The following is a 20,265-nucleotide window of genomic DNA, read 5'->3' on the forward strand; positions in this document are numbered from 1 at the left end:
TTACATTGGAAAGCACAGCATGAGAAGAGTACACCCTGAATTCGCGTACCAGTCGCGCGAGCTGGAAGGCCAGATCGATGGCATCCTTGGCGACCCGCCAAACCGCAAGAACTATAAAAGCATGGTCGACACGCTGGTGAGCGAGTACGCCAGCGGCGGCGGCATCGAAGACGTGAACATGCTGGCCTTCGCGCTGGTCGACCACATCACCTTCAGCGACCCGAAAGGCTTGCTGGCCGAAAGCGAAGACTACGAGTTCGGCGACCCGGCCCGTGTGTTTTCCATGGCCACGTGCGCCGCGCCGGAAGCGGCGAAGATGTACGCCGCCATCGAAGAGAGCTTCCCCGACCTGGCGCGCCAGGCCATCATCACGGCCTTTTTGCACAAGAACCCGCGCCTGTGGGACGACGACGACCAGTCGCTCGACCAGCTGGCGGCCAATGACGACGGCGACGACGAGATGGATGACGACGAAGCCACCGATGATTTCGCCCAGATGTTTGACCAGGATGGAGACGACCATGGCCGATAACAAGGATGAACAAAAAAGCAACCTGCCCGCGCTGACCAAGCAGGTCATGGAATTGGTGCTGTCCGGTTCGCTGGGCCACGCCGAGCAGGCGTTTGCGGACGCGGCCGACCAGTACGGCGATCTGGCCGTGGTGGAAGTGCTCAATGCCATCCCGCCGCAAGTGACGGCCCTGCACCTGGCCGGCTTTGATGGCGGCAAGATGTCGCTGGCCACCTTGCTGGTGCCGCCGAAGGCCTGGGCTGACAGCCTGGCTTTCATCGCCGCCACCTGGAGCGACGACCAGATCGAAGATGATCCGGAACGCATCGCCGAATCGCTGTTCGCGCACATCCACGGCGTGGTGTTTTCCACCGACGACGCCGAGCGCCGCCGCGAGCTGCTGCTCGAAGCATCCGCCACCGACTGGGGCGCCACCGCGTTCGCCATCCTGTTCTCGATGGCGCCGAAGGAAATCCTCGAAGTGGCGGGCGAAATCGTCATCAAGGGACCGTACGTGACGGGCGTGACCTCGTCCGACAACGACATCGTGCCGCTGGCCATCGAGCTGGCGCAAGCGAATGAAGATGGCTGGGACCGCTCGCTGTTCGAACTGTTCCCCGACTTCCGTCACAGCGCCGACCTGGCCGATGCCGAATATTCGGACGACCCGGACGAAGAACCGACCATGTTGCAGCGCAGTACCAAGGAATTGCTGTACCGCCTGCGCAAGCAAGTGCCGAGCACGCGCAGCGCGCCGCGTTCCAGCACGCGCCGCAGCCTGGGCACCGGTATTTTCTCGTAATGAAAGCAGGGAACGTCTAATGCTGCCAGCAATTGTTGTAGAAAATCTTCCGCGCCTGGTGCGCGCCATCAAGCTGTTGCCGAACGACCCGCGCGAGGATGCGGCGCTGGACCTGGCCGACGAGTTGACGGGCATCACGGCCATGGTGGCCGAGAAGTTCACGAATGAACGCACGGCCGACGGCATCCAGAAAGCGCTGTTCCTGACGGTGGGCGGCGTCTCGCTGGGCCTGGAGCAGGCCGTCACGCATGAAGGCGACCAGGCCGCCCTCGATTTCCTCGTCGAGCACGGCGCCGAGCACGCGTTCCAGGTGGGCTTTCGCCTGATCAAGGAATTGTCGCAGCTGCCGGAAGATGCCCTCGTCGGTGAATACGACCAGGACCCCGTCTACCTTGCGCGCCGTTTGCGCGAGCTGTTCATCGATATTTGCCAGGCCGACCCGAACCAGAACTGGGCCGGCTATGAAAAGTATGCGCTGCAGTTGCAACAGCGCAAGGAAGTGCAAGCCGTGGTGCGCCTGGCCAGCTGGCTGCGCCGCCACCATGACAACGGCCCCGTCAGCGATAGCGACCTGAATGCCGAGGGTGTGATTGCCGTGGCCATCATCTTCGCCATCGAAGGCGGCGGACGCATCATGGCGCGCACGGGGCAGAAGGAATTTGAACGCTTTGTGCGTTCCGTGCGCAAGAACAAGCCCGATTTCGAGGAAGGCTGGGCCGCCCTGGTGGCCAAGGTGCCCGTGCAGCATCACCCGGTGTTGCTCGACCGCATAGAATCCTACCGCCGCAGCTGCACCGTGGTGCATAAAATCCTGACGAGGGCCAGCATGAAGAGCCTGTTCGAGGACCTGGAAAACTACGCGGGTTCGGAGCTGGATGCGGATTATTCCTGATCTGCGTCCATGTGGGCCGGCACGCGCCGGCCTATTCTTTTTCTTCCAGCGCCGCTGCCTCGGCCAGTGTCACGAATGCCGCCACCAGCGGCGACGTCTCTTCTTCCCTTTGTGCCAATAACAGACTGGTGGTCGCCTGCGGGTCGGCGATGGGACGGTAGCACACACCATCCATGCGGATGCGGTCGAACGAGGCGGGCAGCACGGAAATGCCGCAGCCGGCCGCCACCAGGCCGATGATGGTCGACGCTTCGCCCGCTTCCTGCGTCACCTGTGGCACGAAGCCGGCCGCCTTGCACAGGCGGAAGATCTGCGGATAAATCCCCGTGCCCGCATCCTTGGGGTACATCACAAAACCTTCGCCCGCCATGTCGGCAATGGCAATCGCCTCCTTGGCCGCCAGCGCATGGGCGACAGGCAGCACGAGGAATAGCGGGTCTTGCCGCAATTCGGTGAGGCGGATGTCGTCCGGGTACGTCGTTTCCGGCGGGCGTACGAAACCCAGGTCCATCGTCCTGCCCGAGATCGCTTCCAGCTGATGCAATGTGGCCATTTCGTGCAAGGTCAAGGTGACGTGCGGGAATTGCTGGCGGTAGCGGTTGATGACGGTAGCGAAGTAGGGCGTAAACGGCGTGGAAAACGTAAAGCCGATGCGCAACTCGCCCGCTTCGCCCCGCTGCGCCCGGCGCGCCGTGACGGCCGCTTGTTCCGACAGGGCCAGGATGCGCCGCGCATCGTCGAGGAAGAGCGCGCCCGCCTGCGTCAGGCGCACGGAACGCTTGTTGCGCTCGAACAACTGTGCACCGAGTTCGGCTTCCAGCGCCTGGATTTGCTGGCTCAGCGGTGGCTGGCCGATGTGCAGGCGCTCGGCCGCGCGCGTGAAGTGCAGCTCTTCGGCGACGGCGACAAAGTAACGCAGGTGGCGCAGTTCCATGTTCGTCCAGTAATCGTTTCAAAGTATGAGTTGGACCTTAAATATATATTGGACGATATGAGTTGGCAATCCTAACATGCAGATTCGCTTCTCTTTTGAAACACGGCCATGTCTGATTCATCGCTCGCTTTTGCCTCTGCCGCCACCCCGGCGCTTTCTCCTGTTGCTCCCGCCGCTCCCGCTCCCCGTTCGGCCATCGCCAAGGGATCCATCGAATTCAAGCGCAGCAACCGCGCCCTGTTCTTCGGCGGTTTTTCCACCTTCAGCTTGCTGTACTGCATCCAGCCCCTGTTCCCCCTGCTGTCGCAGCAGTTCCACCTGACGCCGGCGCAGAGCAGCTGGTCCCTGTCCGTGTCGAGCGGCTTGCTGGCCATTTCCTTGGTGCTGCTGAGCGCCGTCTCGGACAGAGTGGGACGCAAACCGCTGATGGTGGCGTCGATGTTTTTCGCCGCCATATTGACGATTTTGTCCGCCTTCGCGCAGGATTACGCGCAGCTGCTGGCGATCCGCGCCGCGCTGGGCGTGGCCCTGGGCGGCATGCCGGCCGTGGCCATGGCTTACCTGGGCGAGGAAATTGAGGGCCCGTCCTTGGGCTTGTCGATGGGGCTGTATATTGCCGGCAGCGCCTTTGGCGGCATGTCGGGGCGCCTGATCGCTTCGATGCTCAGCGATTTCCTCTCGTGGCGCTGGGCCTTGGGCGTGCTGGGCGTGGCTGGCGTGCTGGCGGCGGCGGAATTCTGGCGCAGCCTGCCCGCATCGAAAAATTTCGTGCCCAGTACCCGTGGCTGGAATGCCTTGCCGCACGCCATCAAACAGCATTTTTCCGACCGGGGCTTGCCGTGGCTGTTTTGCCTGGCGTTCGTGCTGATGGGCTGTTTTGTCAGCCTGTATAACTACATCGGTTACCGCCTGCTGGCCGCGCCGTTCAACTTGCGCCAGAGCACGGTCGGCTTGCTGGCCTTTCTGTACCCGATAGGCATCTTCAGTTCTGTCTGGGCGGGACGCCTGGTGGACCGCCTGGGGCGCCGGGGCGTGCTGTGGATCATGCTGTCGCTGATGCTGTCCGGCATTGTATTGACCCTGTTCGATTCCCTGCCGCTGATCGTCATCGGCATGGCGCTGGCCACCTTCGGCTTCTTTGCCTCGCATTCGATCGCCAGCAGCTGGGTCAGCCGCCGCGCGCGTGCGCCGCAGGCGCTGGCGTCGGCCTTCTATCTGCTGTTCTATTACCTGGGATCGAGCCTGATCGGTTCCGCCTCGGGCATGATGTGGGGCTTCGATGGCTGGACGGGCGTCATCATCATGCTGGGCCTGTGCCTGGGCGGCGGCGTGCTGATCGCCTTGCGCTTGCGCCATCTGCAACCGCTGGGCGCGCGCGAAGCGGTGGGTTGAGCGGCTATTTGGGGCAGTTGCCGATCATCGTTTCCCCCTGCTTGCCCGCGCGCGTGGTCACGCACAAGGTGCCCAGCGCGCTGGTGATCTTGTAGGTGCGGCTGCCTTTGGCCGCATTCGCGCCCACTTCCTCGATTTTTGACGCTTCATACCATTTCGGCGGCACGGCCGCGTAGGCCTCGGCAAAGCCTTGCTGCATGCGCTTGAAGCCTGTGTCGTCCAGTTTTTGCTCGCCGCGCTGCGGGAATTCCTTGCGTAAATCCTTGTCGATCTTGCCCACGTCGCGCTTGGCTTGCGCCAGGATCTCGGCCGCGCTGGGCGCTGGCGGCGCCGTGATCGCTTCCGGTGTTGCAGGCGCTGGCACCTGCTCGACGGTGGGGGCGGGCAGGGGGCGGCTGATGGGCGCCGCCATTGGCTGGCGCGGCGGGCGCGCGGCGGCCGGTTTGATGCTTGGCAACGGCAGGGGCTTGGGCGGCGCCGGGAGCGTGTGGCGCAGCCAGCTGATGGCCGGACCTTGCGGCAGGTTCTCGTCAGTGGCAAGGCGGGGCCGCGACTGCACGATGACATAGGCCAGTCCCGCGTGCAGCAGGACGATCAGCAGCAGGCCGGGCGCGCGGCGGGGCAGAGGTGGCAAAGAGGTCATGGAGGGCATGGTGGTTCAGGTACGCCAATGTATCCGAGGTATTTGATTATTATCTAAAATGTCACAAGCGCTTACAAAAAAGTGCCTCATGGAAATTTCAATGCCTTGGCGGGCGGTGGGGAACCTTGGATCGGCCTGACGATCCAACTGCAGATAGCATGGGAGGACACATCATGATGCAGGTAAAGGAAGTGGCACGGCGCTTTGGCGCCATCGAACACGCGATCGGCCAGGCGGCCCAGCTGTGCGGAAAACAGCAGGGCATGCCGATGGACTTGAAAGATTGCATCAACCAGCTGGACCAGCAAAAGAGCGCCGTGCGGCAAGCCATCGACACGCAAGACGATGCGCGCATCCGCCAGGCCGTCGACCAGATGGAGTCGCTGGGCGACCGCGCCAAGCGGGCCTGTGGCACGGCGTCCAGCGTGACGCCCGAAATGAAGAGCGCCGTGCTCAAGGTGCACGATGAATTATCGGACCTGAAGCACCAAATGCACTAGCTTACATCTGGCGGAACAGATGGGCATATAGCGGACTGACGCGCAGCTGTGCCGGATGCTGGCGCAGGGTCAGCGACAGCTTGCCGGCCTCGTCGCGCACGGCCGTGGCGATGGCGCTGGCATTGACGATGGTGCCCCGGTGAATTTGCCAGAATTGTTGCGGGTCCAGCTGGGGCAGCAATTCCTTCAGGCTTGTGCGTATCAGTGCTTCGCTGTCCTGGCACACGACGTTGATGTATTTGTCCAGCGCTTCGAAATACACGACGTCGGCCAGGGCGATCATGCGCACGCTGTTGCCGACGGCCGCCCGTATCATTTGCAGGCGCGGCGCGGGCGGCAGCATGGCTTGCAGCTGGCTCAGCAGTCGGGCCAGGTTGTCATCGCTGGCGGACGCTGTTGTTTCCGTCGTCGCCAAGGGTGCCGTCGTGGTGGATGCCGCTGGGCTTGCTGTTGTTGTAGCGTTGCTGCTGTCGCGCAGGCGCTGCTGCAGGCGTTCCACCGTCTTGCCCAGGCGTGCATCGTTGACGGGTTTTAATACGTAATCGGCGGCTGCGTGCTCGAAGGCGGCCAGCGCGTATTCATCGTAGGCCGTGACGAACACGATGTGGGGGAAAGGCACGCCGTCGGGCCACTGTTCTGCTAATTCCTCGGCCGCTTCCAGGCCCGTCTTGCCTGGCATCTTGATGTCGAGAAAGAGGATGTCGGGCTGCAGTGCCAGGCCTTGCCGCAAGGCTTCCACGCCGTTGGGGCAGGTGGCGACAATGTCGAGTTCCGGCCACAGCCGTTGCAAGGCGTGCGCGAGGGCGGCGGCAAGGATGGGTTCGTCTTCGGCGATCAGGGCGCGCGGGATGTGGTGGCTCATGCGAGGGGGCTCGTGATGGTGGGTGGAAGGGGGAGTGTCAGGCGGGCGATCGCGCCTGCCGGATGGTTGGCGGCCAGCGACAGGCTGGCGGCATCGCCATGCATGCCGCGCAGGCGTTCGCGGATATTCGCCACGCCCAGATGCGTGCCCTTGGTCTGGCCCGGATGATCGAGGCCCAGGCCATCGTCGGCAACCGTCAGGATCAGCACACCGTCGTTCGTGGAAGCCTGCACGTGGATATGGCCGCCTTCGATCTTTGCTTCCAGGCCATGCTGGATGGCGTTTTCTACCAGCGGCTGCAGCAGCATGGGCGGCACTTTGATATCGCGCAAGGCCTCGGGCAAGTCCAGCGTAAAGCGCAGGCGCGCGCCCATGCGGGTGGACATCAGGCCCAGGTAGGCTTGCATCAGGGAAAACTCCTGTTTCAGGGTGGTGGACCCGGCGCGCGAGGAAGAGAGGGTGGCGCGCAAATACTGGATCAATTGATCGAGCAGCAGCTGGGCGCGGTCCGGATCAAAGCTGATCAGACCCTGCAGATTGGCCAGCGTGTTGAACAGCATGTGCGGTTCGATCTGCGCTTGCAGCAGTTGCAGTTGCGCTTGCATGGCTTGGCGCGCCACGGACTCGGCGCGGGCCTTTTCCTGGGCTGCCTCCATTTGCAGGCGCGCAATCTTTTCGCGGCTGCCAAAGAACAGGATGGCCGCTCCCGCCACCGCCAAGGTGAACACCGTCATGCCGACATTGCGTGGCGACATGGAAACGGGCGCGGGAACGTCGATATTGGCGAGCCAGCCGAACAGCATGGTGCCGGCCACCTGCGCCACGGCGGCACTGACGATGACGAGGATGCTGAACGGCAGCAATGGGGCGCGCCGCTGTTCGCCCCACCATGCCAGGCGGATGCCGTCGATGAGCAGGAAGACGATGCCGCCGATGCACATCGAGGCCAGCAGGTTGAGCCAGAAGCTTTGCCCGCCGCTCAGCACGAAGGTGACGAAGAGGGCGCACAGCACATTGAGCAGCAGCGCATAACGGGCATCGGCCAGCAGGCGCCGGTAGGGAAAGCCCGTCTTGCGGGGGGCTGCGTCGGTAGTGTGCATGCGGGACTGCTTTCAGGTGGGCGCTCGGATTGGCAATGCGGCAATTATGGGCGGCTCTGCACGCGGGCGCAACGCGGTTGCGACGAAACTGTGCGGATGTGGCGCCAATCGCCTGATCGTGTCCTTTACGTCGCGTCCTTTACACAGTGGCGCTTGCGCGCGATGATGGCACGACGTCTTGATCGACAACCTCATCACGATAAAGGAACAGCATGTGGCCCTACCCACGCACCCTGGCGCACCGCGGCGGCGGTACCCTGGCGCCTGAAAACACCCTGGCCGCCCTGCGCTGCGGCCTGGCCTACGGCTACCGCGCCGTGGAGTTCGACGTCATGCTGGCGTCCGACGGCGTGCCCGTCGTCGTGCATGACCCGGAACTGGGCCGCACGGTGGCCGGCAGCGGCCATGTCAACGATTACACGGCCGCGCAACTGGGCGCCATGGAAGCGGGCGCTTGGTTCGGCCCGGAGTTCGCGGGCGAGGGCGTGCCCACGTTTGACGCCGTGGTGGCGTATTGCAAGGCGCAGCGCATCTGGATGAATGTCGAAATCAAACCGGCACCCGGCGTTGACGTGGCCACGGGCGCGGCGGTGGCGCGCGTCACGCGCGATTATTTCGCGAAGGAACTGACTGCAGGAGAGTTATTGCCGCTGCTATCGTCGTTCAGCATCGCCGCACTGGAAGCGGCACGCCAGGCGGCGCCGGAACTGGCGCGCGGCTGGCTGGTCGAAGCGATACCATCTGATTGGGCGCAAAAGTCAAAGGAACTGGACGTGGCGGCGATTCATTGCGACCACCAGCAGCTGACGCCGGAACTGGCGCGAGAGGTAAAGGCGGCAGGATATGGGCTGTTCTGCTACACCGTCAACACGCCTGAACGGGCCAGCGAGCTGCTGGCCTGGGGCGTGGATGGGTTTTGTACGGACAGGATAGATTTGATCAAGCCAGTCTGAACGTAACCCAAAGCAACATCTGGGGTCGTACCCTGCAGGGTACGACCCCAGTCTTTGCCGTTGGGTTCAGCGTCTAGAAAGTCACGCGCATGCCGACCGTGACATTGCGCCCCATCAACGGCGCCGCATTCTTGATGAACGAGGTATGGCTGTACGCCAGTTCATTCGTCAAATTATTCGCCTTGATGTAGAACTGGGCCGGCGTCGTGCCGATGCGGGTGTCGTAGTTGGCGGACAGGTTCAGCATGTTGTAGCCCGGGGTTGCCGTTTCGAACGCCGCCACTTTATCCTGCTTGCCCACGCGGTAGAACTCGGCCACGCCGCTCCACGCCTGCCAGTTGGCGTCAAACTTCACGCCGACGCGCTGGGCGGGGATGCGGGGTAAATTGCCACCACCGTCGGCCAGCTTGGCTCGCACATAGTCGCCGAACACGCTGGCGCCGAACATGGGGGTCAATTGCTGGCGCACTTGCCCTTCCACGCCAGTGAACGTGGCGTCGCGCTGGGCGTACTGGATCAGCTGGAAGCCTTCGTGGTTGTCCAGCGTGGAGCCGAAGATATAGTTGTCGACCTTGTTGCGGTAGGCGCTGGCCGAGAAGGTCGTGGCGCCCGCATATTTACGCAAGGTCAAGTCGATATTGTTCGACGTTTCCTTGCTCAGGTTTTGGTTGCCCAGCTCATACGTGGCCGTGGCCATGTGCACGCCGTGCGCATACAATTCCTCGGCGCTAGGCAAACGGTGCGTGCGGGAAATGGTCGAGCCGAGCGAATACTGGGGCGCAAATTTCCACACGGCGCCCAGCGAGACGGACGTGCCCTTGGCGCTGCGGTCTTGCAGGGTGGCGCTGTCGACCGTGATGTCTTGCCATTCGTGGCGCAAGCCCGCCTCGAAGCGCCATTGGTCGAGCTTGTATTCTTCCACCAGGAAAGCTGCGTGTTTCTTGGTCACCGTTGGCGCTACATACGCTTCTTCGCCCAAGGCGGAGAAATCGCGCTTCGACGTTTGCAGGCCGACCACGCCGCGCCAGCCGAAGACGGGATGGTGTTCCATTTCGAGGCGCGCATCGTGGCCCTTGTTCTTGAACGTGGTGGCAATTTCCGTGCCTTCGATTTCGTCGTGCTTGTAGTCGGTGAACGCGGCGCGCAGGCGCAGCTTGGCGAAGCCTGGCACGGGATCGCGCAATTCGCCGCGCACATCCCAGCGCTCGCTTTTCAGCTTCACGTAGGGCACGGCGCTATGTTCGTGGTCGTGCTCATGTTCGTCGCCATGTTCCTCTTCAGCACCGTGGTCGTGGCCGTCGTGACCGCCGCAATGCAGGTGCGTGCCGTGCGGGTGGCAGCTCTCGAATTCATGGTTGTGGCCAGGCAAGCCGTATTGCGCATGCTGGCTGGTGAAGGCCAGGCCCAGGAAGCCGCGTTGACCCACCCACGATACGCCCACGCTGCCCGTGTCCGTCTTGTTGTAGCTGCCGGCCACCTTGGAGCCGCCTTCCCAGCCGCTGCCGACCTTGTATTCTTTTGCATCGCGCTTGACGCCTTCCGCATGGACAGCGATGTTGCCGGAGCCGCCAGTGACTTCAAAGGCGCCCGCTTTTTCGCGCGCGGCCGAATTGGCGCGCACTTCCGCGCTGCCTTCGACACCTTTCGCTGGCACGCGCGTGGGGATTTTCTTGTCGATCACGTTGACCACGCCACCGACGGCGCCGCCACCGTAAGCCAGCGCGGACGGGCCGCGCAAGACTTCAATCTGTTCCGACAGCATCGGCTCGGCCGCGACAGCATGGTCGGGGCTGATGGTCGAGGCATCCTGCACTTCGGCGCCATCGGACAGCACCTTGACACGCGGGCCATCCATGCCGCGGATGATGGGACGGCTGGCGCCGGCGCCGAAATGGCTGGACGTGATGCCGGGCTGTCCCGCCAGGGTCTCGCCCAGGGTGGCAGCTCTTGCCAGCACCAGTGCTTCACCTTCCAGTACGGTCACTGGCGTGCTCATGTCGTCGCTGCCCAGGGCCAGGGCGCTGGCCGAAACGGTGACGGCTGGCAAGGTGGCCGCCTGCTGCGCCAGGGCGCTGGCAGGGGCGGCAAAGGCCAGCATGATGGCCAGCGCGAGGGGAGTGGGTTGTTGAGGACGGACGGACATGGGCAAGAGTTCCTTTATCGGCTATCGGTGTTGGCGGGGTTTGGGCAGGCGCTTGCCGGATGGGGTGACTGCCCGAAGATGATAATGATAACCCATTATCATTACTGTGTGACAGTTTTTCCGGGCGGTGGAAGAAGGCGGATGGTGTATTCTGTCGGCTATGGAACGCACAACACGTCAAAAAACCGCTATTCAAGCCGCCATCGAGTCGGCCCAGCGCCCCCTGTCGGCGCAGGAAATTCTCGAACAGGCCAGCTTGCAGGTGACGCAGCTGGGTATCGCCACCGTTTACCGCAACTTGAAGTCCTTGGTGCTGGAAGAAAAGGTGCACGTGGTGACCTTGCCGGGTGAAAACCCGCGCTACGAGTCGAACACGGCCGCCAATCACCACCACCACCATTTCCAGTGCACCACGTGCCAGCGCGTGTTCGATGTGCATGATTGCCCGGGCGACTTGAAGCGCATGGCGCCGCAAGGCTTTGTCGTCGAGCGCCACGAATTGACCTTGTACGGCCGCTGCGCCGATTGCAATGCCGCTGCCGGCGCCACGGCCGCAGCGGGGAGCGCGGCCGTTGCCACCACTGTGCACGCCTGTGCCAGCGGCCACGACCCGGCCTGAGCGGTCCAGCCCTTCGTGTTGGCACGGGCGCAACAATGCCCTGGCCAGCCGTCATTGCCGCACCCCATATCACGTATAATCTTCTCTTTAAAGCTGCCGCCACTCTTTGCCAAAAAAACATGAAATCATCTGAAATCCGCGACAAGTTCCTCAAATTTTTCGAATCCAAGGGCCATTCCATCGTCCGTTCCAGCTCCCTGGTGCCAGGCAACGATCCGACCTTGCTGTTGACGAACAGCGGCATGGTGCAATTCAAGGATGTGTTTACGGGCACGGACAGCCGTCCGTACACGCGTGCCACCTCGGTGCAGCGCTGCGTGCGCGCCGGTGGCAAGCACAACGACCTGGAAAACGTCGGCTACACGGCGCGCCACCATACATTCTTTGAAATGCTGGGCAACTTCAGCTTCGGCGACTATTTCAAGCGCGACGCGATTCAATACGCGTGGGAATTGCTGACCAAGGTGTATGGCTTGCCGGCTGACAAGCTGACCGTCACCGTCTACATCGAAGATGACGAAGCGTACGATATCTGGGCGAAAGAAATCGGCGTGCCTGTCGAGCGCATCATCCGCATCGGCGACAACAAGGGGGCGCGCTACGCGTCGGACAATTTCTGGCAGATGGCTGATACGGGCCCATGCGGTCCATGCACGGAAATCTTCTACGACCACGGCGCCGACATCCCTGGCGGCCCGCCGGGCTCGCCGGACGAAGATGGCGACCGCTTCATTGAAATCTGGAATTTGGTGTTCATGCAGTTCAACCGCGACGAAGCGGGCGTCATGCACAAGCTGCCGAAGCCGTGCGTCGACACGGGCATGGGCATGGAGCGCCTGGCCGCCGTGCTGCAGCACGTGCATTCGAACTATGAAATCGACCTGTTCCAGCATTTGATCCGCGCCGCCGCGCGCGAAACGGGCGCCACGGACCTGGAAAACAAGTCGCTGCGCGTGATCGCCGACCACATCCGCGCCGCCGCTTTCATGATCGTCGACGGCATCATTCCGGGCAGCGAAGGCCGCGCGTATGTCTTGCGCCGCATCATCCGCCGCGCCTTGCGCCATGGCCACAAGCTGGGCCAGACGAAACCGTTCTTCTACAAGCTGGTGGCCGACCTGGCCATCGAGATGGGCGGCGCCTATCCTGAGCTGGAAGAAGCGAAAGACAACGTCGCCAACATGCTCAAAGCCGAGGAAGAGCGTTTCGGCGAAACCCTGGAAACGGGCATGAAAGTGCTGGAAGCGCAGCTGGCCAAGGATGCCACGGGCATCGACGGCGCCACCGCTTTTACTTTGTACGAAACCTACGGCTTCCCGCCGGACCTGACGGCCGACATTTGCCGCGAACGCAATATCACGTTCGACCAGGTGGGCTACGACGCGGCCCTGAAAGAAAGCCAGGAACTGTCGCGCAAGGGTGGCAAGACGCACAAGGACAGCAAGGTCGAGTACAAGGGTGAGAAAAACAAATTCGTCGGCTACGATCAATTGACGTTCAGTAGCAAGGTCGTGGCGCTGTACGCGGCCGGCACGCCCGTGCAGGAACTGAAGGCCGGCCAGGAGGGCATCGTGGTGCTCGACACCACGCCGTTCTACGCGGAATCGGGCGGCCAGGTGGGCGACCAGGGCGTGATCGCCTCGGGCGCGGGCAGCTTTGCCGTCAGCGACACGCTGAAAGTCCAGGCTGACGTATTCGGCCACCACGGCGTGCTCGAATCCGGCGTGCTGAAGGTGGGCGATGCCGTCTCGGCCGAGGTCGACACGGCCAAGCGCGCGCGCACCATCCGCAACCACTCGGCCACGCACTTGATGCACAAGGCCTTGCGCGAAGTGCTGGGCAGCCATGTGGCGCAAAAGGGCTCGCTGGTCGATCCGGACAAGACCCGTTTCGACTTCAGCCACCATGCGCCGATGACGGCGGAACAGATCGTCGCCGTGGAAACCATCGTCAATAAAGAGATCCTGGAAAACCGCGCCACGCAGGCCCATCTGATGTCGTTTGATGATGCCGTCAAGCATGGCGCGATGGCCCTGTTCGGCGAGAAATACGGCGACGAAGTGCGCGTGCTCGACATCGGCAGCTCGAAAGAGCTGTGCGGCGGCGTCCACGTGCAGCGCACGGGCGATATCGGTTTGTTCAAGATCATCGGCGAAAGCGGCGTGGCCGCCGGCATCCGCCGCGTGGAAGCGGTGACGGGCGAGGGCGCGCTGGCGCTGGTGCAAACCATCAACCGTCGCCTGGTCGAAGCGGCGCAAGCGCTGAAGGCGCAGCCGGAAGAGCTGACTGCCCGCATCGTCCAGGTGCAGGACCATGTGAAGGCGCTGGAGAAGGAACTGGCTGCATTGAAATCGAAACTGGCTTCCGGCCAGGGCGATGAGCTGGTCACGCAAGCCGTCGATGTGAATGGCATCAAGGTGCTGGCCGCCGTGCTCGATGGCGCCGACGTGGCCCGCTTGCGCGAAACCATGGACAAGCTGAAAGACAAGCTGAAGACGGCTGCCATCGTGCTGGCCAGCGTGACGGATGGCAAGGTCAGCCTGATCGCCGGCGTCACGGCGGACGCCACTTCCCGTGTCAAAGCGGGCGAGCTGGTGAACTTCGTTGCACAGCAAGTGGGCGGAAAAGGCGGCGGACGCCCCGATATGGCGCAAGCGGGCGGTACCGATCCGAGTGGTCTGGCGAACGCTCTGGCCGGCGTACCGGCCTGGGTCGGCGAACGCGCAACACAGGCGTAAGCTAGAGGATATGCGGGGTTTGCGCCCCATAGCCCCTTGAAAACGGCCCGCAGACGATGTTTGCGGGCCGTTTTGCCGTGTGGAATCTCGTTGTGACACCACAACAGCCGATGAACTATTTTGGTGCAGCGCGTCAATGCCCCTGATTTAGAGTAGTATGTCGAAAATCAGTACAACAAAACAATGGTGGGATATTGATGATGAGCGACACACTACTTGATACCGAGATTATGGAATTTCACAAAGAACTCGACGCGCGCGGCTTGAATTGCCCGTTGCCGATTCTGAAGGCGAAAAAGGCTTTGTCAGAGCTGCAGAGCGGGGAAGTGCTGCGCATCATGGCAACCGATCCCGGTTCCGTGCGCGACTTCCAGGCTTTCGCCAAGCAAACGGGCAATGCCCTGTTGTCGCATGTGCAGACGGGTACCGAATTCGTCTTCCTGATGCAACGCAAATAATTCTGCCTGCCGGGGCCGCCGTGGCGCGGCCTGCTTGTACCTTGCCGTGCTGCGTCATTTTTGCGTCACTTTCGCGCCCTTTTGCTGCCCTGCAGCGTAGCGGCAGACTCCCCTGAAATCCTCGAAGCTGGACAGTTTAGATGGATTGCTCTAACAAAAAATCGCACGATCGTGCTTAAATTCGGTTCAGGATTCAAATTTCTCTTATAATCGAACACACAGTCAGCACTTGATCCGTCATTTTTATAATTTCCCAAAGGCATAGCTATGAAAGTCTTGGTACCCGTCAAACGCGTGGTCGACTATAACGTCAAAGTCCGCGTCAAGAGTGACGGCACTGGCGTCGATACCGCCAACGTCAAAATGTCGATGAACCCTTTCGATGAGATCGCGCTGGAAGAAGCGATGCGCCTGAAAGAAGCCGGCAAGGTCACGGAAGTGGTCGCCATCTCCTGCGGCGTGACGCAGTGCCAGGAAACCCTGCGCACCGCCATGGCCATCGGCGCCGACCGCGGCATCCTGGTGGAAACGACGACCGAACTGGAACCGCTGGCCGTGGCCAAGCTGGTGAAAGCCCTGGCCGAGAAAGAGCAGCCGCAACTGATCATCCTGGGCAAGCAAGCCATCGATGACGACAGCAACCAGACCGGCCAGATGCTGGCAGCCCTGCTGGGTTGGCCGCAAGCCACGTTCGCCTCGAAAGTCGTGGTGGAAGACGGCAAAGTCACCGTCACGCGCGAAGTCGACGGCGGCCTGGAAACCCTGGCATTGACCTTGCCAGCGATCATCACCACCGACCTGCGTTTGAACGAGCCACGCTATGTGACTTTGCCAAACATCATGAAGGCCAAGAAAAAGCCGCTCGAGACCGTGAAGCCGGAAGACCTGGGCGTCGACGTCGCGCCACGCCTGAAGACCCTGAAAGTCGTCGAGCCAGCCAAGCGCTCGGCCGGCATCAAGGTGCCGGACGTGGCCACGCTGGTCGCCAAGCTGCGTACCGAAGCCAAAGTCATCTAAGCGGCTTTGCCGTCTACCCAGAACAATTACAGGACATATCATGGTCGCATTAGTTATTGCTGAACACGACAACGCTACCTTAAAGGGCAGCACCCACCACACCGTGACCGCGGCTGCCCAGTGCGGCGGCGACGTGCACGTACTCGTCGCAGGTTCGAACGCCTCGGCTGCTGCCGCTGCCGCCGCGCAAATCGCCGGCGTGACGAAAGTCATCGTGGCCGACGCGCCATACTTCGCCGACGGCCTGGCCGAAAACGTGGCCGAGCAAGTGCTGGCCATCGCCGGCAACTACAGCCACATTCTGGCGCCAGCCACCGCCTACGGCAAGAACATCCTGCCGCGCGTGGCTGCCAAGCTGGACGTGGCGCAAATCTCGGAAATCACCAAGGTCGACTCGCCTGACACCTTCGAGCGCCCGATCTACGCCGGTAACGCGATTGCCACCGTGCAATCTGGCGACAAGATCAAGGTCATCACCGTGCGCACCACCGGTTTCGACGCCGCTGCCGCCACCGGCGGTTCGGCTGCCACCGAAACCGTCGCTGCTGTTGCCGACAATGGCAAGTCCACTTTCGTGGGCCGCGAGCTGGCCAAGTCCGACCGTCCTGAGCTGACCGCCGCGAAAATCATCGTGTCCGGTGGCCGTGGCATGGGTTCGGCCGAGAACTTCCACATCCTGGAACCGCTGGCCGACAAGCTGGGCGCCGCCATGGGTGCTTCGCGCGCCGCCGTCGATGCCGGCTTCGTGCCGAACGACTGGCAAGTGGGCCAGACGGGCAAGATCGTCGCGCCATCGCTGTACATCGCCGTCGGTATCTCGGGCGCGATCCAGCATCTGGCCGGCATGAAAGACTCGAAAACCATCGTCGCCATCAACAAGGATCCGGAAGCGCCGATCTTTGCCGTGGCCGACTACGGCATCGTGGGCGATCTGTTCGAGATCGTGCCGCAACTGGTCAAGGAACTGGGCTAAGTCTTACCCATTCAGGTTTTGTTATTGACAAAGCCACGCCGGCCCGCCCCACACGGCGAGCCGCGCGTGGCTTTTTTCTTGGAGAAATAGATGAGCTATCAAGCCCCGCTGAAAGACATGTTGTTCGTCATGAACGAACTGGCCGGCCTGGCCGAAATCCATACTTTACCTGGCTGTGAAGACGCCACGCCCGACACGGCCGAAGCCGTGCTGGAAGAGAATGCCAAGTTCTGCGGCGCCGTGGTGGCCCCCCTGAACTGGCCCAGCGACAAGGAACCCAGCTTCTGGCACGACGGGCAAGTGACCACCTCGAAAGGCTTCAAGGAAGCCTTCAAGGCCTACGGCGAAGCGGGCTGGCAGGGCGTGCAGCATCCGACCGAATTCGGCGGCCAGGGTTTGCCGAAGTTGCTGGCCACGCCCTGCATCGAAATGCTCAACTCGGCCAGCATCTCGTTCGCTTTGGTCGCGCTGCTGTCGGACGGCGCCATCGAAGCGCTGCTGACGGCCGGCAGCGACGAGCAGAAGGCGGTCTACCTGGAAAACCTGGTCTCGGGCAAGTGGACGGGTACCATGAACCTGACGGAGCCGCAAGCGGGCTCCGACCTGGCCGCCGTGCGCACGCGCGCCGTGCCGCAGGGCGATGGCACGTATAAAGTATTCGGCACGAAGATTTTCATCACGTATGGCGAGCACGACATGGCGGAAAACATCGTCCACCTGGTGCTGGCCCGCACGCCGGACGCGCCCGCTGGCGTGAAAGGCATTTCGCTGTTCATCGTGCCGAAATTCCTCGTCAATGCCGACGGCAGCCTGGGTGAGCGCAACGACGCGCACTGTGTGTCGATCGAGCACAAGCTGGGCATCAAGGCCAGCCCGACGGCCGTGCTGCAATTCGGCGACCATGGCGGCGCCATCGGCACCCTGGTGGGCGAGGAAAATCGCGGCCTCGAATACATGTTCATCATGATGAATGCGGCCCGCTTCGGCGTGGGCTTGCAAGGCATCGGCCTGGCCGAGCGCGCTTACCAGCAAGCCGTGGCGTTCGCCAAGGACCGCGTGCAGTCGCGCGACCTGGCCGGCTCGTCCGGCCCGGTGTCCATCATCCACCACCCGGACGTGCGCCGCATGCTGATGTCGATGCGCTCGCAGACGGAGGCGGCGCGCGCGCTGGCCTACGTGGGCGCGGCCATCAGCGACGTGGCGCACCACCATCCGGAGGCCGAAGTGCGCGCGGAAAGCCTGGCGACGTATGAATACCTGGTGCCCGTCATCAAGGGTTGGGCCACGGAAATGTCGCAGGATGTCACGCGCGATGGCGTGCAAGTGCATGGCGGCATGGGTTTCATTGAGGAAACGGGCGCCGCCCAGCATTACCGCGACGCCAAGATTCTCACCATCTACGAAGGCACGACGGCCATCCAGGCGAACGACCTCGTGGGCCGCAAGACGGTGCGCGACGGCGGCGCCGTGGCGAAAGCCATCATCGCCCAGGTGCGCGCCACGGAAGCCCAGTTGGGCGAGCTCTCCGGCGCCGACTTCCAGGCCATGCAGCGCCACCTGGCCGAAGGCAGCGCCGCGCTCGAAGCCGTGGTCGAGTACGTGGTGGTGAACATGAAGACGGATATCAAGGCCGTCTTCGCGGGCAGCGTGCCGTATCTGAAGCTGGCCGGCATCGTGCTGGGCGGCTGGCAAATGGCGCGCGCGGCCGTGGTGGCACAGCAAAGGCTGGGAGAGGGCAGCGGCGACGCCTCGTTCTACAAGGCAAAAATCGCCACGGCGCGCTTCTTTGCCGATCACATCCTGTCGCAGGCGCCCGGCTTGCGCGCCACCATCATCGATGGCAGCGCCGGTGTGATGGCGCTGTCGGAAGAGCAGTTCTAAGTTTAGCCAACCCAACAGCAAATGCCGGGGTCAGTCTCTTCGAGATCGGTATCAGTTCCATAGGAACTGATACCCCCGTCGGGTCTGACCCCAGTACTTGCTTTTGGGTTCAGCTTACCTTCTGGCAATACCATTACCCGAATTGCGCACCAGGTCGCCAGCGGCCAGGCCAGGGTCCTGATCAAACGCGAAGTCGGCCTTGGCGCCCGTCTCGTATTGCACGGTGACGGTCCAGGTCTTGGCATTTTTCATGTGGCCTTCCACTTGCTTGCCGGCATACGCGCCGCCAGCGGCGCCGGCCAGGGTGGCCAGGTCCTTGCCGCGTCCGCCGCCGACCTGGCGGCCCAGCAGGGCGCCAGCCACGCCGCCACCGATCATGCCCAGCGCGCCGCCTTCACCGGCCTTCTCGGCGACATTGACTGCCAGCACCTTGCCGCAATCGGCGCAGATCTGGTGTTGTGGCTGCTTGGAAGGCTGGCTGGCGTAGGAATTGCCCGCTTTCTGTGCGGCCTTGGCATTGATGATGGCCTGGTCGTATTCGCTCTTGGCGTCGCGCAGGCATTGCATGCGGGCTTTCGAGCTGCTTTCTTCCGCACATAATTTCTTGTCGTCTGCATAGCGCGTGTTCGCTTGCTTCGTGTCGTAGGTGTATTGCGCCTTCGGCGACAGGTTTTGCGCGAAGGCGGAGGTGCTGAACAGGGCCGTGATGGCGACTGCGAGGATGAGTGGGCGACGAATCATGATCTTCTCCTAGGGGTGTGAAATATGCCAGTAATGTCGGCATTGTGAATGCAGTATAGGGGAAAATCATGATTGCTTACCAACACTTACATGTGCGCGTGCCGCGCGCCATGCGATGTCATTTCTATATGGGAATTAACCGTAGGCGCCGCCCGTGTACAGCAAGTCGAACAGGCGCGCCATGGTGGCGATCAGCACGCCTGCGCCTAGCATCAAGGTAGCGACCAGCACCACGGCCAGGGGCCAGCCCGTGTCCGACAGGCGGCCGGAGCCGACGTTGTAGCGCGCATCCCACTTGTCGTCCGGCATCAAGCCCAGCACCAGCGCTTCCAGGAAGCCGACCAGGGCGGACAGGGTCAGCGGCAGTATCTGGTAAAACCAGTCGGCCTCGGGAAGCAGCTGGTGCAGCAGCAAGGAGGCGGGCAGGGCGGTCAGGTGCAGCCAGCCCCAGCGGTCTTTGCTGCCATGCAGGTAGAAGCGGTGCGCGCCCAGCATGCCCAGCAGGAAGGCCAGCAAGGTGGTGAAGGCTTTGTTCTTGTGCGACTGTTGCAAAATGGTAGCGGTGGTCATGGGACTCCAGAGTTGCTCATCGGTAAAGATTGTCAGTATCGGTCATTGTCTCGCACAACCATAGCACTTTCCTGTGGCGTTTATACAATGATTTGGCGTGATTTCCAGCCATGGCCGGCACGATAGGCGCAGACGCCTATTGCGTCTTCGGCCATGACTGGTCATAATGTTTGATTAGCCCAAATTACACGCCCGTCATCATAACGCTTGCTGCCTGGCGGTAAAGCGCGCTATAATTTGCGGCTTTTTCCGCCTCAGCACACTTTTTGGAAATATTATGGTCGTTATTCGTTTAGCTCGTGGAGGCGCCAAGAAGCGCCCGTTCTTCAACATCGTCGCTACAGATTCGCGCAATCGCCGCGATGGTCGCTTCATTGAGCGTATCGGTTTTTACAACCCGATGGCGCAAGGTGGCGAAGTTCCACTGCGTATCACCGCAGACCGTCTGGCCTACTGGCAAGGCGTTGGCGCACAATTGTCGCCAACCGTTGCTCGCCTGGTTGCCAGCAACAACAAAGCAGCAGCTTAATTAGATC

The 20,265-nt window shown here is 62.2% G+C and carries 20 protein-coding genes; 13 read left to right on the top strand and 7 right to left on the bottom strand.

The features are described 5' to 3' along the window. Positions 1–19 precede the first annotated feature (19 nt). From CNX70_RS07355 to CNX70_RS07365, 3 genes are read left to right on the top strand one after another with little or no spacing between them, the layout of a single operon-like run. Positions 20–532: a hypothetical protein gene (locus tag CNX70_RS07355; RefSeq protein ID WP_096234167.1), complete on the top strand. Its 513-nt coding sequence runs from the start codon at positions 20–22 to the stop codon at positions 530–532. Beyond that, a complete protein-coding gene (locus tag CNX70_RS07360) occupies positions 522–1,313 on the top strand; it encodes a hypothetical protein (protein WP_096234168.1) in 792 nt (263 codons plus the stop codon). Before CNX70_RS07355 ends, CNX70_RS07360 begins: the two co-directional genes overlap by 11 nt. A 19-nt stretch (positions 1,314–1,332) precedes the next feature. Continuing rightward, on the top strand, positions 1,333–2,205 hold the full coding sequence (locus CNX70_RS07365; protein ID WP_071079093.1) for a hypothetical protein: 873 nt from the start codon (positions 1,333–1,335) through the stop codon (positions 2,203–2,205). Between the two features lie 31 nt (positions 2,206–2,236). Here CNX70_RS07365 and CNX70_RS07370 read toward each other — a convergent pair whose 3' ends face one another. After that, the gene (locus tag CNX70_RS07370; RefSeq protein ID WP_096234169.1) at positions 2,237–3,139 is read right to left on the bottom strand and encodes a LysR substrate-binding domain-containing protein; all 903 of its coding nucleotides are present in this window, start codon (positions 3,137–3,139) and stop codon (positions 2,237–2,239) included. Between the two features lie 108 nt (positions 3,140–3,247). On the opposite strand from CNX70_RS07370, the gene CNX70_RS07375 reads away from it, so the two are divergent. Continuing rightward, complete coding sequence (locus CNX70_RS07375) at positions 3,248–4,531, top strand: MFS transporter (protein WP_244199064.1); 1,284 nt, start codon at positions 3,248–3,250, stop codon at positions 4,529–4,531. Between the two features lie 4 nt (positions 4,532–4,535). On the opposite strand, the gene CNX70_RS07380 is transcribed toward CNX70_RS07375, so the two are convergent. Beyond that, a complete protein-coding gene (locus CNX70_RS07380) occupies positions 4,536–5,174 on the bottom strand; it encodes a hypothetical protein (protein ID WP_157750941.1) in 639 nt (212 codons plus the stop codon). A 173-nt stretch (positions 5,175–5,347) separates the two neighbouring features. On the opposite strand from CNX70_RS07380, the gene CNX70_RS07385 reads away from it, so the two are divergent. Continuing rightward, entirely contained in the window at positions 5,348–5,674 is a 327-nt protein-coding gene (locus CNX70_RS07385; RefSeq protein WP_096234171.1) for a hypothetical protein, read from the top strand. Between the two features lies 1 nt (position 5,675). Here CNX70_RS07385 and CNX70_RS07390 read toward each other — a convergent pair whose 3' ends face one another. Further along, positions 5,676–6,536: a LytR/AlgR family response regulator transcription factor gene (locus CNX70_RS07390; RefSeq protein WP_096234172.1), complete on the bottom strand. Its 861-nt coding sequence runs from the start codon at positions 6,534–6,536 to the stop codon at positions 5,676–5,678. Continuing rightward, positions 6,533–7,636 carry a sensor histidine kinase gene (locus CNX70_RS07395; RefSeq protein ID WP_096234173.1) on the bottom strand — a complete coding sequence of 368 codons (1,104 nt, stop codon included), beginning with the start codon at positions 7,634–7,636 and terminating at the stop codon, positions 6,533–6,535. Before CNX70_RS07395 ends, CNX70_RS07390 begins: the two co-directional genes overlap by 4 nt. A 212-nt stretch (positions 7,637–7,848) precedes the next feature. Between CNX70_RS07395 and ugpQ the strand changes: the two genes are divergently transcribed. Beyond that, positions 7,849–8,589: a glycerophosphodiester phosphodiesterase gene (gene ugpQ / locus CNX70_RS07400; protein ID WP_096234174.1), complete on the top strand. Its 741-nt coding sequence runs from the start codon at positions 7,849–7,851 to the stop codon at positions 8,587–8,589. A 73-nt stretch (positions 8,590–8,662) separates the two neighbouring features. On the opposite strand, the gene CNX70_RS07405 is transcribed toward ugpQ, so the two are convergent. Continuing rightward, on the bottom strand, positions 8,663–10,732 hold the full coding sequence (locus tag CNX70_RS07405) for a TonB-dependent receptor domain-containing protein (RefSeq protein WP_167389624.1): 2,070 nt from the start codon (positions 10,730–10,732) through the stop codon (positions 8,663–8,665). Between the two features lie 160 nt (positions 10,733–10,892). Between CNX70_RS07405 and CNX70_RS07410 the strand changes: the two genes are divergently transcribed. The 6 genes from CNX70_RS07410 to CNX70_RS07435 all read left to right on the top strand — a co-directional run bounded on the left by CNX70_RS07410 (position 10,893) and on the right by CNX70_RS07435 (position 18,418). Beyond that, complete coding sequence (locus CNX70_RS07410) at positions 10,893–11,351, top strand: Fur family transcriptional regulator (RefSeq protein WP_071079084.1); 459 nt, start codon at positions 10,893–10,895, stop codon at positions 11,349–11,351. A 119-nt stretch (positions 11,352–11,470) separates the two neighbouring features. Beyond that, on the top strand, positions 11,471–14,089 hold the full coding sequence (gene alaS / locus CNX70_RS07415) for an alanine--tRNA ligase (protein ID WP_096234176.1): 2,619 nt from the start codon (positions 11,471–11,473) through the stop codon (positions 14,087–14,089). A gap of 230 nt (positions 14,090–14,319) precedes the next feature. Next, positions 14,320–14,547, top strand: a complete 228-nt coding sequence (locus CNX70_RS07420; protein WP_010395510.1) for a sulfurtransferase TusA family protein — start codon at positions 14,320–14,322, stop codon at positions 14,545–14,547. Positions 14,548–14,814: 267 nt separating this feature from the next. Continuing rightward, positions 14,815–15,564, top strand: a complete 750-nt coding sequence (locus CNX70_RS07425; RefSeq protein ID WP_096234177.1) for an electron transfer flavoprotein subunit beta/FixA family protein — start codon at positions 14,815–14,817, stop codon at positions 15,562–15,564. Between the two features lie 40 nt (positions 15,565–15,604). Continuing rightward, the gene (locus tag CNX70_RS07430) at positions 15,605–16,537 is read left to right on the top strand and encodes an electron transfer flavoprotein subunit alpha/FixB family protein (protein WP_096234178.1); all 933 of its coding nucleotides are present in this window, start codon (positions 15,605–15,607) and stop codon (positions 16,535–16,537) included. Positions 16,538–16,627: 90 nt separating this feature from the next. Beyond that, complete coding sequence (locus tag CNX70_RS07435; protein WP_096234179.1) at positions 16,628–18,418, top strand: acyl-CoA dehydrogenase; 1,791 nt, start codon at positions 16,628–16,630, stop codon at positions 18,416–18,418. Between the two features lie 114 nt (positions 18,419–18,532). Here CNX70_RS07435 and CNX70_RS07440 read toward each other — a convergent pair whose 3' ends face one another. Then, positions 18,533–19,159: a glycine zipper 2TM domain-containing protein gene (locus CNX70_RS07440; RefSeq protein ID WP_096234180.1), complete on the bottom strand. Its 627-nt coding sequence runs from the start codon at positions 19,157–19,159 to the stop codon at positions 18,533–18,535. A 135-nt stretch (positions 19,160–19,294) separates the two neighbouring features. Beyond that, positions 19,295–19,729 carry an NINE protein gene (locus tag CNX70_RS07445; RefSeq protein WP_096234181.1) on the bottom strand — a complete coding sequence of 145 codons (435 nt, stop codon included), beginning with the start codon at positions 19,727–19,729 and terminating at the stop codon, positions 19,295–19,297. A gap of 277 nt (positions 19,730–20,006) precedes the next feature. Here CNX70_RS07445 and rpsP point away from each other — a divergent pair, with 277 nt between their 5' ends. Next, positions 20,007–20,258, top strand: coding sequence for a 30S ribosomal protein S16 (gene rpsP / locus CNX70_RS07450; RefSeq protein ID WP_010395524.1), 252 nt, complete (start codon positions 20,007–20,009; stop codon positions 20,256–20,258). The last annotated feature ends 7 nt before the right edge of the window (positions 20,259–20,265 follow it).

Source organism: Janthinobacterium svalbardense (assembly GCF_002327145.1).
Taxonomy (GTDB): Bacteria; Pseudomonadota; Gammaproteobacteria; order Burkholderiales; family Burkholderiaceae_D; genus Janthinobacterium; species Janthinobacterium tructae.

Bases quoted from the DNA above. Each gene is read 5' to 3' on its own strand.
- CNX70_RS07425 (WP_096234177.1), top strand. From the start codon at position 14,815: ATGAAAGTCTTGGTACCCGTCAAACGCGTGGTCGACTATAACGTCAAA.
- CNX70_RS07445 (WP_096234181.1), bottom strand. From the start codon at position 19,729: ATGACCACCGCTACCATTTTGCAACAGTCGCACAAGAACAAAGCCTTC.
- rpsP (WP_010395524.1), top strand. From the start codon at position 20,007: ATGGTCGTTATTCGTTTAGCTCGTGGAGGCGCCAAGAAGCGCCCGTTC.
- CNX70_RS07380 (WP_157750941.1), bottom strand. From the start codon at position 5,174: ATGACCTCTTTGCCACCTCTGCCCCGCCGCGCGCCCGGCCTGCTGCTG.
- CNX70_RS07395 (WP_096234173.1), bottom strand. From the start codon at position 7,636: ATGCACACTACCGACGCAGCCCCCCGCAAGACGGGCTTTCCCTACCGG.
- CNX70_RS07435 (WP_096234179.1), top strand. From the start codon at position 16,628: ATGAGCTATCAAGCCCCGCTGAAAGACATGTTGTTCGTCATGAACGAA.
- CNX70_RS07365 (WP_071079093.1), top strand. From the start codon at position 1,333: ATGCTGCCAGCAATTGTTGTAGAAAATCTTCCGCGCCTGGTGCGCGCC.
- CNX70_RS07370 (WP_096234169.1), bottom strand. From the start codon at position 3,139: ATGGAACTGCGCCACCTGCGTTACTTTGTCGCCGTCGCCGAAGAGCTG.
- alaS (WP_096234176.1), top strand. From the start codon at position 11,471: ATGAAATCATCTGAAATCCGCGACAAGTTCCTCAAATTTTTCGAATCC.
- CNX70_RS07355 (WP_096234167.1), top strand. From the start codon at position 20: ATGAGAAGAGTACACCCTGAATTCGCGTACCAGTCGCGCGAGCTGGAA.
- CNX70_RS07385 (WP_096234171.1), top strand. From the start codon at position 5,348: ATGATGCAGGTAAAGGAAGTGGCACGGCGCTTTGGCGCCATCGAACAC.
- CNX70_RS07420 (WP_010395510.1), top strand. From the start codon at position 14,320: ATGGAATTTCACAAAGAACTCGACGCGCGCGGCTTGAATTGCCCGTTG.
- CNX70_RS07410 (WP_071079084.1), top strand. From the start codon at position 10,893: ATGGAACGCACAACACGTCAAAAAACCGCTATTCAAGCCGCCATCGAG.
- CNX70_RS07360 (WP_096234168.1), top strand. From the start codon at position 522: ATGGCCGATAACAAGGATGAACAAAAAAGCAACCTGCCCGCGCTGACC.
- CNX70_RS07405 (WP_167389624.1), bottom strand. From the start codon at position 10,732: ATGTCCGTCCGTCCTCAACAACCCACTCCCCTCGCGCTGGCCATCATG.
- CNX70_RS07440 (WP_096234180.1), bottom strand. From the start codon at position 19,159: ATGATTCGTCGCCCACTCATCCTCGCAGTCGCCATCACGGCCCTGTTC.
- CNX70_RS07430 (WP_096234178.1), top strand. From the start codon at position 15,605: ATGGTCGCATTAGTTATTGCTGAACACGACAACGCTACCTTAAAGGGC.
- ugpQ (WP_096234174.1), top strand. From the start codon at position 7,849: ATGTGGCCCTACCCACGCACCCTGGCGCACCGCGGCGGCGGTACCCTG.
- CNX70_RS07390 (WP_096234172.1), bottom strand. From the start codon at position 6,536: ATGAGCCACCACATCCCGCGCGCCCTGATCGCCGAAGACGAACCCATC.
- CNX70_RS07375 (WP_244199064.1), top strand. From the start codon at position 3,248: ATGTCTGATTCATCGCTCGCTTTTGCCTCTGCCGCCACCCCGGCGCTT.